Below are 11,856 nucleotides of genomic sequence, written 5' to 3'. Positions count from 1 at the left end.
ATAACCAACGTTCTTCCGCCGGGAAATTTCACACGCCGGGGCGTTTGCGGTACAGCCACAGGCCCGGTAACGACAGGCCGATCGACAAGGCACCGACGATAAAACTGGCCTTAAGGAAGTTGGTGATCATGGTCTCCATCAGGGCCTCGCTGTAGCCCAGATGCGAGATCTCCACCACAGTTATCATCGCGGTATAGGCGGAAATGCCGGGGAACATCGGGATCACCGCCGCCACGGTGAACACCTTCGGATGCGCCAGCAGCCAGCGCGACCAGTAGATGCCGATGATGCCGATCAGGATCGCCGCCAGCAGCGAGGCCCACTCGATGTTCATGCCGGCATGCATCATCAGCATGCGCGAGCCGCGCCCGATAGCCCCGAGCAATGCGCAATAGCGCAGCGCGCGCAGCGGCACGTTAAACACCATGGCGAAGCCCAGCGCCGGCACCGCCGCCAACAGCATTTCCTGCAACAAGGCCCACAGCAGATTCATGACCACCCCCGCAGATCCCACAGCGACATCGCCATCACCACGCCGATACAGGTCGCCAGCGTCAGCAGGCTGGCCATCGCCCAGCGCGCCAGCCCGGTATTCACATGCCCCTTGAACATGTCGGCCACCGCGTTGATCAGCGGGAAGCCCGGCACCAGCAGCAGCACGCTGGCGGCCATCGCCACGCTCGAGGTGTCTTTAAACGCCGGCAGGCGCAGCAGCAATCCGGAGATCGACGTCGCGACAAATGCCGTCAGGCAGAAATTGATCAGCGGATTCATCTGGCGGGCGGTGAGGATCTGGCGCACCAGCATCGCGGCGCCGCTGGCGATAAAGGTCACCAGGAAGGCGTCGCCGCCACCGCCGTTGAGCATGCTGAAGCACCCGCAGGACAGCCCCACCATCAATACCACCAGCCAGCGCGGGTAGCGCAGCGGCCGGATCCTTTCAAAGCGGCGCGCCACGTCGTGCGCATCCGCCAGGCGATGCTCGGCGAGGATCACGATATGCTGCACTTCGGTCACCACCTGCATATTGATGCCGCGATCGACGTTCTTGCGGGTGGTGGTCAGACAGGCGCCGTGGCTAAGAGTGGTCAATACCACCGCATTGGCGGAGATCGAACTTTCCACGCTGTCCATGCCCAGCGCCAGTCCCAGGCGAGTTGATAACTGTTCCACCACCGTGCTCTCGGCGCCGTGCTGCAACAGCAGCAACGCACATTGAATGCACAGTCGGGTGATTTCACGCTGTTGCCGGTGCGGTTCCGGTCTGTCTGTGGCGGTAGTCTGCTGCATGGTGCTCCGTCGCGGGCGGTAGATGAATTATTATCATAGAGTCTAACAATACCTCATTGGGTTGATGCGCATCAGAGGAAGCGGCGTTATTATCGCCAGATTGCTGCCTTTTGCGCGAGACGTCTCCCATGCTTGAAACTTCGTTGTTCGTCGCCGGCATTGCCGCCCTCGGCATGCTTTCCCCCGGCCCGGATTTTTTCCTGGTGATCAAAAACGCCGCCCGCTACCCGCGGCTGGCCGCCATGATGACCGCCTTCGGCGTGATCTGCGGCGTCGCCACCCACATGTCCTATTGCGTCGCCGGGCTGGCGGTGGTGATCACCACCACGCCGTGGCTGTTCAACCTGCTGAAATACGCCGGGGCAGTCTATCTGGTGTGGATCGGCATCCAGGCGCTGCTGTCGCGCGGCGGCGGCAAAATGAACGTCAGCAATCTGCCGCAGCAGCAGGTCAGCCTGAAGAGCGCCTTTGCGCAAGGCTACCTGTGCAACCTGCTGAATCCGAAAGCCACCCTGTTCTTCCTGGCGGTCTTCACCCAGGTGCTACAGATCGATTCCGGTCTGGGTGACAAGCTGTGGTACGCGGGGATTATTCTCGGCCTGTCGGTCATCTGGTGGCCGCTGCTGGTATTTTTGATCCAGAGCGGGCCGGTGCGCCGCGGGCTGGAAAAGTCGCAGAAGATCGTCGACAAATTGCTGGGCGGCATGTTGATCGCCTTAGGCATCAAGGTGGCGCTGAGCTAAGCAAAAAAAGGGGCGCCATCACGGCGCCCCTCCCCTTATCCTTTGGCTTCCACCACTTCATCCTCCGGCGCCTTGCCGTCGATACTGCCGCGCCAGCCGGTTTGCTGCACCCGCGCCAGCCGATTCTGATCCTGCTCGATGGCCGCGCTGAGCATCTCCTTGGCCCGCTGCAGGCTGGCGATACGGAATTCAGTATCCTGGTAATTATCCAGCGTATCTTCCAGCATCTTCAGGTTATAGCGACGGAACGTGTCCGCTTTCTCGCGCGCCTCATAGGCGTCCAGCCCCAGCAGCTCCAGCGTTTCACGGCCGACGCGCAGCGAGCTTTCGAAGGTTTCGCGCTCCGGTTTTTCCACCCCCAGCTGCCGCAACTGATACCAGTGATCGACGTCGCGCGCCCGCGCCACCACCTTAAGATGCGGGAAGTGCTGCCTGGCCAGCTCGGTTAACGCCAGGCTGTCCTCCACGTCGTCGATGGCGTTGATCAGCACCTTGGCGTGAGCGGCGCCGGCGGCCTCCAGCAGATCGGCGCGCGTGGCGTCGCCGTAGAACACCTTGGTATCGAATTTACGCAGCGTTTCGATATGGTCCGGATCGTGATCCAGTACCACGGTGTGCACGCCGTTGGCCAACAGTAAACGACCGGCGATCTGGCCGAAACGGCCGAAGCCGGCGATGATCACGCTGGCATTCTCATCATCAATGACGTCAGCCGGGCGATCCTCTTTCGGCGCATTTTTCTCCAGCTGCGCGGCGATCACCAACAGCAACGGGGTGGCCGCCATCGACAGCGCCACCGCCAGCGTCAGCGACTTGGCCCATTCAACCGGCAAGACGCCGGCCAGCTGTGCGGCGCTGAAAATCACGAAGGCGAACTCACTGCCCTGCCCCAGCAGAATGGCGAACAGGCCGCGCTGGCGCTTCGGCACGCCGAGCAGCGGCCCAATCAGCCACAGCAACGCCGCCTTGATCAACATAAAGCCCAGCAGCAACGAGGCGATCAGCAACGGATGATGGAACAGCGTGCCGAAGTCGATCGACATGCCGACGCCGATGAAGAACAGCCCCAGCAGCAATCCCTTGAACGGCTGAATATCGCTCTCCAGCGCGTGGCGGTATTCCGAGCTCGCCAACAGCACCCCGGCGAGGAACGCCCCCATCGCCATCGACAGCCCGGCCATCTCCAGCAGGATGCCGAAGCCGAACACCAGGAACAACGCCACGGCGCTGAACACTTCGCGCATGCCCGAACGGGCGACGAAGTGCAGCAGCGGACGGGTGACGTAGCGGCCGAGCAACACCACCATCGTCAACGCGCCCACCACCTTGGCCGCCGACAGCATGAAAGCGCCCAGCGTGGTGGTGGCGCCGCTGCTGGCCAGCAGCGGGATCATCGCCACCAGCGGGATCGCCGCGATATCCTGGAACAGCAGCACCGCAAACGCGCTGCGGCCGATCGGCGACGGCGTCAGATTGCGTTCACTCATCGCCTGCATGGCGATGGCGGTGGATGAGAGCGCCAGCGTCAGGCCAATCAGCAACGCCACCTTCCAGTTAAGGCCAAGGAAGTAACAGAAGGCGCTCAGCGCCAGGCCGCAGCCCACCATCTGAATGCTGCCGCCGCCGAACACCGAGGCACGCAGCGTCCACAGCCGTTTAGGATCCAGCTCCAGGCCGATGATAAACAGCATCAGCACCACGCCGATCTCGGCGAAGGTCAGGATCGATTCGGCGTCCGACACCAGCTTCAGCCCCCAGGGGCCAATGATGCAGCCGGCGATCAGGTAACCGAGCACCGAGCCCAGTCCCAGGCGCACCGCGATCGGCACAAACAGCGCCGCGGAGCCGAGGTAGATCAGCCCTTCGATCATCATGTGGTGATTATCCATGGCTGGCCTCCCGGGTTTCCGCTTCGGCATGTTCCATCAGGTAGTCGACCAGCCGCTGGCGGTAGGCTTCGCCGGCGGCGAGCAGCGCCGGCTCGTTGCAGGTAAAGGTATTGTGCACGGCGAAATAAGGCAGCCAGGTCATGCCGCAATAGATCGCCGTGGCCTGTAGCGGCTGCGCCAGCGCGGCGAAGTTGGGGAAGTCGCCCAGCTCGAAGTGGTGCTCGTCGCCGCCGCTGGTCACCGCCCACAGGCAGTCTTTACCCACCAGCGCATTGCCGTCGTGGCCGTAGGCCCAGCCGTGCTCCAGCACTTTGTCGATCCACAGCTTCAACAACGGCGGGAAGCTGTACCACTGCATCGGATGTTGCAGCACCACCAGGTCGGCGCGCTCCACCGCCCGCTGCTCGGCGTTGATGTCGATATTGAAATCGGGGTACAGCTCATACAGCGAGCGCACCTCCACCTCGGGGAGATCCTTCACCGCCTGCAGCAGGCGGTGATTGGCATGCGAATGCCGGGGATACGGGTGAGCATAAATTATCAGAATCATTGTTATCGTCGTTCCTTCGTTCCTTGCCAATACACCAAGCATATACCAATCACACAGAGTGACAGTTTGCCCACTGATTGATAGCGGAAATTTTTAACGCCAGCCGACAAATTCGCTGAATAAAAAAGGGCGCTGCATCTGCAGCGCCCCTTACGTTGCGTTATCGCGCGGTTACTTGCCGATGCGCGCGTGCATTTCCTGTACCGACGTCACCTGCTCGGTCGGATCCGCTTTCAGCGCCATCGCGGTGGCGAAGCCGCCGTTCAGCGTGGTGTCGTAGTGCACCTTGTACTGCAGTGCGCTGCGGCGAATCAGCTTGGAGTCCTCAATCGCCTGACGGCCTGCCGTGGTGTTGACGATGTAGGTGTACTCGCCGTTCTTGATACGGTCCTGAATGTGCGGACGCCCTTCGTGCACCTTGTTGACCAGGCGCGGGTTGATGCCCGCTTCGCCCAGCACCACCGCGGTGCCGTGGGTGGCGTCCAGCTCGAAGCCCTGCTTCAGCAGGCTGGCGGCCAAATCGACCACGCGGGCTTTATCGCCTTCGCGCACCGACAGCAGCGCGCGGCCCTGCTTCTTCATGCCCGAGTTGCTGCCCAGCATCGCTTTGGAGAAGGCTTCCGCGAAGGTGCGGCCCACGCCCATCACTTCCCCGGTAGAGCGCATTTCCGGCCCCAGAATCGGGTCGACGCCCGGGAATTTGTTGAACGGCAGCACCACTTCTTTCACCGAATAGTACGGCGGGATGATCTCTTCGGTCACGCCCTGCTCGACCAGCGTTTTGCCCGCCATCACGCGCGCGGCCACTTTGGCCAGCGGCACGCCGGTCGCTTTGGACACGAACGGCACGGTGCGCGCGGCGCGCGGGTTGACTTCAATCAGGTAGACTTCGTTGTCTTTCACCGCGAACTGCACGTTCATCAAGCCGCGCACCTGCAGCTCGAACGCCAGTTTTTCCACCTGGCGACGCATCACGTCCTGAATTTCCTGGCTCAGGGTGTACGCCGGCAGCGAACACGCGGAGTCGCCGGAGTGCACGCCCGCCTGCTCGATGTGCTCCATGATGCCGCCAATCAGCACGCGTTCGCCGTCGCAAATGGCATCGACGTCCACTTCCACCGCGTCGTCCAGGAAGCGATCCAGCAGCACCGGCGCATCGTTGGATACGCTGACCGCAGTCTGGAAGTAGCGGCGCAGGTCGGTTTCGTCGTAAACGATTTCCATCGCCCGGCCGCCCAGCACGTAGGAAGGACGCACCACCAGCGGATAGCCGATGGCCGCCGCCTTCTCCACCGCCTGTTCGATGGCGGTCACGGTGGCGTTGGCCGGTTGCTTCAGACCCAGACGGTTGACCGCCTGCTGGAAGCGCTCGCGGTCTTCGGCGCGGTCGATGGCGTCCGGACTGGTGCCGATAACCGGCACGCCTGCGGCTTCCAGCTCGCGCGCCAGCTTCAGCGGAGTCTGGCCGCCATACTGCACGATCACGCCCTTCGGCTTCTCGATGCGCACGATTTCCAGCACGTCTTCCAGCGTTACCGGCTCAAAGTACAGGCGGTCTGAGGTGTCGTAGTCGGTGGAGACGGTTTCCGGGTTACAGTTGACCATGATGGTCTCGTAGCCGTCTTCACGCAGCGCCAGCGAAGCGTGCACGCAGCAGTAGTCAAACTCGATGCCCTGGCCGATACGGTTCGGCCCGCCGCCCAGCACCATCACTTTCGGCCGGTCGTTGGTCGGGTTGGACTCGCACTCTTCTTCATAGGTGGAGTACATATAGGCGGTGTCGGTGGCGAATTCCGCCGCGCAGGTATCCACGCGCTTATACACCGGATGCAAACCGTAGCTGTGGCGCAGCTTGCGAATTTCGCTCTCGGCGACGCCGGCCAGCTTGGCCAGACGCGCATCGGCGAAGCCTTTGCGCTTCAGAGTGCGCAGGAACTCTTTGTTCAGGCCGTTGATGCCCGCCTCGGCCACCTGCTCTTCCAGGCGCACCAGCTCTTCAATCTGCACCAGGAACCAACGGTCGACGTTGGTCAGGTTGAACACGCCGTCTACCGACAAACCGGCGCGGAAGGCGTCGGCGATGTACCAGATGCGGTCGGAACCGGCGTCTTTCAGCTCGCGGCGGATTTTGGTCAGCGCTTCCGGATCGTCCAGGCTCACTTTCGGATCGAAGCCGGTGGCGCCCACTTCCAGACCGCGCAGCGCTTTCTGCAGCGACTCCTGCTGGGTGCGGCCGATGGCCATCACTTCACCGACCGACTTCATCTGGGTAGTCAGGCGATCGTTGGCGCCGGCGAACTTCTCGAAGTTGAAGCGCGGGATCTTGGTCACGACGTAGTCGATGGACGGCTCGAACGACGCCGGGGTGCGGCCGCCGGTGATGTCGTTCATCAGCTCATCGAGGGTGTAGCCCACCGCCAGCTTGGCGGCAATCTTGGCGATCGGGAAGCCGGTGGCTTTCGACGCCAGCGCCGAAGAGCGCGACACGCGCGGATTCATTTCGATAACGATCAGGCGGCCGGTTTTCGGGTTGACCGAGAACTGCACGTTGGAGCCGCCGGTTTCGACGCCGATCTCACGCAGCACCGCCATCGAGGCGTTGCGCATGATTTGGTATTCCTTGTCGGTCAGGGTCTGGGCCGGCGCGACGGTGATCGAGTCGCCGGTGTGGATGCCCATGGCGTCGAAGTTTTCGATGGAGCAGACGATGATGCAGTTGTCGTTCTTATCACGCACCACTTCCATCTCGTACTCTTTCCAACCGATCAGCGATTCATCGATCAGCAGCTCGTTGGTCGGCGACAGATCCAGGCCGCGTTCGCAGATCTCTTCGAACTCTTCGCGGTTGTAGGCGATGCCGCCGCCGGTGCCGCCCATGGTAAAGGAAGGACGGATGATGCACGGGAAACCGACGTCAGCGGCCACCGCCAGCGCTTCTTCCATGGTGTGCGCGATGCCGGAACGCGCGGTATCCAAACCGATTTTCTTCATCGCCACGTCGAAACGGCGACGGTCTTCGGCCTTGTCAATCGCATCGGCGGTGGCGCCGATCATGGTAACGCCGAACTCGGCCAGCACGCCCTGACGCTCCAGTTCCAGCGCACAGTTCAGCGCCGTCTGGCCGCCCATGGTCGGCAGCACCGCATCCGGGCGCTCTTTTTCGATGATCTTGCGCACCACTTCCCAGTGGATCGGCTCGATGTAGGTGGCGTCGGCCATTTCTGGGTCGGTCATGATGGTCGCCGGGTTGGAGTTGACCAGAATGACGCGGTAACCCTCTTCGCGCAGCGCTTTACACGCCTGGGCACCCGAGTAGTCGAACTCACACGCCTGGCCGATAACGATCGGGCCAGCGCCGAGGATCAGGATGCTTTTTATGTCTGTACGTTTTGGCATTTTTTACTGCTCCTGATTATTTGGCGTTAGAACGGTAAGTCTCAATCAGTTCGATAAAGTGATCGAACAGCGGCGCGGCATCGTGCGGGCCTGGGCTGGCTTCCGGGTGCCCCTGGAAGCTGAACGCCGCTTTGTCGGTGCGGTGAATGCCCTGCACCGTGTGGTCGAACAGCGATTTGTGCGTCACGCGCAGGTTCGCCGGCAGATTGTTCTCATCTACCGCAAAGCCGTGGTTCTGCGCGGTGATCATCACGGTGTTGTTGTCCAGATCCTTCACCGGGTGGTTGCCGCCGTGGTGGCCGAGCTTCATCTTCATGGTTTTCGCCCCGCTGGCCAGCGCCAGCAGCTGGTGGCCCAGGCAGATGCCGAACACCGGAATGTCGGTTTCCAGGAACTGTTTGATGGCGGTGATGGCGTAGTCGCACGGCTCCGGATCGCCCGGGCCGTTGGACAGGAAGATGCCGTCCGGATTCATTTTCAGCACCTCGTCGGCCGGGGTCTGCGCCGGCACCACGGTCAGGCGGCAGCCGCGATCCACCAGCATGCGCAGGATGTTGCGCTTGGCGCCGTAGTCGTAAGCCACCACGTGGAACGGCAGTTCCGCGGCGGTTTTGGCTTCGGGCAGGTCGCCTTCAAGCGTCCAGCTGCCTTGCTGCCAGCTGTAGGCCTCTTGGGTGGTGACCTCTTTCGCCAGATCCATGCCCTTCAACCCCGGGAAACCTTGCGCCTTGGCCAGGGCCAGCGCGGCGTCCGGCGAATCGGCGGCGATGATGCAGCCGTTCTGGGCGCCCTTCTCGCGCAGCAGGCGGGTCAATTTGCGGGTATCGATATCGGCGATCGCCACGATGTTGTGACGCTTGAGGTAGTCGGACAGGCTTTCTTCGTTGCGGTAGTTGCTGGCGATCAGCGGGAGGTCGCGAATGACGAGGCCTTGGGCGTGTACTGCGGAGGATTCTTCGTCGGAAGCATTGGTGCCGACATTGCCGATATGAGGATAAGTAAGAGTAACGATCTGGCGGGAATAGGAAGGATCAGTGAGGATTTCTTGATAACCGGTCATCGACGTATTGAAGACCACTTCCCCCACTGCCGTTCCCTCTGCCCCGATGGCCCGACCGTGGAATTGGGTTCCGTCTTCCAGAACCAATAGCGCTGACTTTATCAAAACACCCTCCAAGGAATAATCAATCACAATATTTGCATATTAATTCAGATATCGAGATCTAAATCAATGCAAAAACCGTCCGCGAGGCCAATTTTTGGCAAATTGGGCGCATTTTAATGATGAGTGCCTGGCTTGTCTACCCAAACTGCCGTTTTTTGTTTTATTTTTGCAGTTCTCGGCGCTCATGCGGCTTGAGCGCCGATAAAAACACAGAAAACCGGGGCTGGAAAACGGTTGCGGGGAAGAATGACGGAAAATAGCGCCGGAATGGGACAAAAAAGACGCTGAAAAAGCCGATAGTGGAAAAAAAGGAGATGATTAGCAAAGTAAATACAGACAAATAACAGCTTTGGCAATGAAATAAAATAAACATGATATTTATCATGTTAAAAAAAAGGACAATAAAATTATTGCCCGATTATCATAGCATTATGATCAATACAACCACATCACGATGGTATGCAAATCAATTATAACTGGTCCAAATTCAACACGTCGCGCATATCAAATAAACCTTTATCCCGGTTATGTAACCAGGTAGCCGCGCGCACCGCACCGCTGGCAAAAGTCATGCGGCTGGAAGCCTTATGGGTAATTTCCACCCGTTCACCGATGTCGGCGAACATTGCGGTGTGCTCGCCGACGATGTCGCCGGCGCGAATGGTGGCAAAGCCGATGCTTTGGGGATCGCGTTCGCCGGTATGGCCTTCGCGCGCATAGACCGCACAGCTTTTCAGATCGCGCCCCAGCGCGCCGGCGATCGCTTCACCCATCGCCAACGCCGTGCCCGACGGCGCATCCACTTTGTGGCGGTGGTGCGCCTCGACGATTTCGATATCGGTATAGTCGCCCATCACCTGCGCGGCCTTCTCCAGCAGTTTCAGCACCAGGTTGACGCCGACGCTGAAGTTGGCGGCGAACACGATGCCGATATGCTGCGCCGCAGCGCGGATCGCCTGCTTGCCGGCGTCATCGAAGCCGGTGGTGCCAATCACCATCGCCTTGTGGTGCGCCACGCAAAAATCCAGGTAGTTCCGGGTGCTTTCCGGGCGGGTGAAGTCGATCAAAATGTCGAACTCGCTCGCCACTTTCTCCAGGCTGTCGCTTACCTTAACGCCCAGCGCGCCAATGCCCGCCAGCTCGCCGGCGTCGACGCCGATCAGGCTTGAACCCGGGCGCGACAGCGCCGCGCCCAACACCACGCCTTCCGCCTGCTGCACCGCCTGGATCAACTGGCGGCCCATCCGGCCGCCGGCGCCCGCAATCGCAATGCGGATTTGTGAATCACTCATGCTTGCTCTCTTCTTGATTTGACGCCTATCCCATTAGGCTATCGATTCAGGGTAACTGCCCCGCTGCAGCGCCGCCAGAGGATTCATTTCATAATTAGAAAATTATGATATTCCCCCGTTTTCATCAGCGGCGCTGTCGTGAGATTAACATTCAACCGATTTGGCGGCCTGCGACGATTGTACATAATCATGCAGTTTCCATGGCAAAAAAATGCAGAAAAAAGGCGCCGAAAACGGCGCCTGGAGAAAGGATCACAGCGAGGTCAGGCGGTAATGGCGGCCACTTCGTTGGCGATCGCCGTCAGCGCATCGTGGCGGGCATAGTCCTCACGCACCAGTGCCGCGCGCTGGCGATAGATCGGCTGCTGCAGAATGCGCGTCGCCGCCGCCAGGATCTGTTCAGGGCTTGGCGTGCTGGTGTGCAGGCTGATGCCGCAGCCGGCGGCGACCACGCGCGCGGCCGCCTCCAGTTTGTCTTCGCCGGTGCCGGCGACGATCAGCGGCACGCCGCTGTTCAGCGCATAGTTGATCGAGCCGTAACCGCCGTTAGTGATCAGCAGCGCCGTCTCCGGCAACCAGCGTTCGAAGGAGATAAACTCCCGCACTCTGGCATTGGCCGGCAGCGCGTCCATCAGCCCTTCGGTCGCCCGCCCGCCGGTGGTGGCCAACACCCGCACCGGCAGATGCGCCAGCGCCTGCAGCGTCGGCACGATCAGCTGATGCAGATCGACATTGGCCAGCGTGCCCTGAGACACGATCACCAACGGCCGACGATCGTCCTCCTCCCACAGCGCCTCTTCCGCGGCCGGTTGACCACCGCTGCGCAGCGGCCCGACGAAGCGCACGCCGCTCGGCAGGTCGTCGCGCTCATATTCCAGCGCCGTGGTGGCCAACTGCAGGAAACGCTCGCAGCCGCCGATCAACGCATCGGTGAACGGGCGATCCAGCGCCCGTCCCCCCGCCTGCACCAGCGCCACATCGAAGCTCTGCTGCACCTCATCGAGCAGCACGCGCGTTTCTTCATCCACCAGCTGCTCACGGGTCAGCGCCTGCGGCAGCAGCGCCGGCGGGATGCGCGGGCCATAGAAAATGGCGTCGCGCGAGGAATACGACAGCGGCGTGACCCCGATACCGAAGACCGGCGGCCGTTCGGCGGACTGCAGCAGCGGCAACACGCCGTAGAAGCAGTTCTCCACCATCAGCAGATCGGTCTTTTCGGCGGCGATGGCCGCACGCAGCTGACGATCCAACAGCGGGATCGGCGCGGCGAAGAAATCTTTCAGCGCCAGCGCCATCTGTGCATTGCCCGGCGGCAGCGCGGCGCGCTCGGGGAAGTGCTGCTCCAGGTGACGGTAATCGAAGTCCACCTGCGCGTCGAACGGCACGAAGCTCGCGCCCACCGCCTCGGCGCGTTCGCGGAACAGCGCGCCGGTCATCACCCGCACCTGATGCCCTTGGGCAATCAGGTGGCGAGCGATGGCCAACATCGGGTAAACGTGCCCCGGAGTGGCGACCGCCGCCATCAATATCC

Annotated in this window: 9 protein-coding genes; 1 reads left to right on the top strand and 8 read right to left on the bottom strand. The window is 61.3% G+C overall.

Annotated elements, in window-relative coordinates:
* Positions 1 to 28: 28 nt before the first annotated feature.
* Entirely contained in the window at positions 29 to 493 is a 465-nt protein-coding gene (locus WFM45_RS19960; protein ID WP_015376621.1) for a threonine/serine exporter, read from the bottom strand.
* Positions 490 to 1,290, bottom strand: coding sequence for a threonine/serine ThrE exporter family protein (locus WFM45_RS19955; RefSeq protein WP_082997246.1), 801 nt, complete (start codon positions 1,288 to 1,290; stop codon positions 490 to 492). Before WFM45_RS19955 ends, WFM45_RS19960 begins: the two co-directional genes overlap by 4 nt.
* Before the next feature lie 128 nt (positions 1,291 to 1,418).
* Between WFM45_RS19955 and WFM45_RS19950 the strand changes: the two genes are divergently transcribed.
* Positions 1,419 to 2,033 carry a LysE family translocator gene (locus tag WFM45_RS19950; protein WP_336957006.1) on the top strand — a complete coding sequence of 205 codons (615 nt, stop codon included), beginning with the start codon at positions 1,419 to 1,421 and terminating at the stop codon, positions 2,031 to 2,033.
* A 35-nt stretch (positions 2,034 to 2,068) separates the two neighbouring features.
* Here WFM45_RS19950 and kefC read toward each other — a convergent pair whose 3' ends face one another.
* The 6 genes from kefC to WFM45_RS19920 all read right to left on the bottom strand — a co-directional run bounded on the left by kefC (position 2,069) and on the right by WFM45_RS19920 (position 11,848).
* On the bottom strand, positions 2,069 to 3,922 hold the full coding sequence (gene kefC / locus WFM45_RS19945) for a glutathione-regulated potassium-efflux system protein KefC (protein ID WP_021505358.1): 1,854 nt from the start codon (positions 3,920 to 3,922) through the stop codon (positions 2,069 to 2,071).
* On the bottom strand, positions 3,915 to 4,472 hold the full coding sequence (gene kefF / locus WFM45_RS19940; protein WP_004932911.1) for a glutathione-regulated potassium-efflux system oxidoreductase KefF: 558 nt from the start codon (positions 4,470 to 4,472) through the stop codon (positions 3,915 to 3,917). The genes kefC and kefF overlap by 8 nt, the downstream gene beginning before the upstream one ends.
* A 171-nt stretch (positions 4,473 to 4,643) precedes the next feature.
* Positions 4,644 to 7,868 carry a carbamoyl-phosphate synthase large subunit gene (gene carB, locus WFM45_RS19935; protein WP_033631765.1) on the bottom strand — a complete coding sequence of 1,075 codons (3,225 nt, stop codon included), beginning with the start codon at positions 7,866 to 7,868 and terminating at the stop codon, positions 4,644 to 4,646.
* Between the two features lie 16 nt (positions 7,869 to 7,884).
* Positions 7,885 to 9,033, bottom strand: a complete 1,149-nt coding sequence (carA, locus tag WFM45_RS19930) for a glutamine-hydrolyzing carbamoyl-phosphate synthase small subunit (RefSeq protein ID WP_004932920.1) — start codon at positions 9,031 to 9,033, stop codon at positions 7,885 to 7,887.
* A gap of 470 nt (positions 9,034 to 9,503) precedes the next feature.
* Positions 9,504 to 10,325, bottom strand: a complete 822-nt coding sequence (gene dapB / locus WFM45_RS19925) for a 4-hydroxy-tetrahydrodipicolinate reductase (RefSeq protein ID WP_121976304.1) — start codon at positions 10,323 to 10,325, stop codon at positions 9,504 to 9,506.
* 263 nt (positions 10,326 to 10,588) lie between these two features.
* The gene (locus tag WFM45_RS19920; protein ID WP_213929263.1) at positions 10,589 to 11,848 is read right to left on the bottom strand and encodes a glycosyltransferase; all 1,260 of its coding nucleotides are present in this window, start codon (positions 11,846 to 11,848) and stop codon (positions 10,589 to 10,591) included.
* Positions 11,849 to 11,856: the final 8 nt, after the last annotated feature.

It is taken from the genome of Serratia sp. KG1D, assembly GCF_037150675.1.
GTDB classification, from domain to species: Bacteria; Pseudomonadota; Gammaproteobacteria; order Enterobacterales; family Enterobacteriaceae; genus Serratia; species Serratia nematodiphila.
The sequence above is the reverse complement of the archived record's forward strand: the minus strand, read 5'-3'. Positions and strand labels throughout refer to the sequence as shown.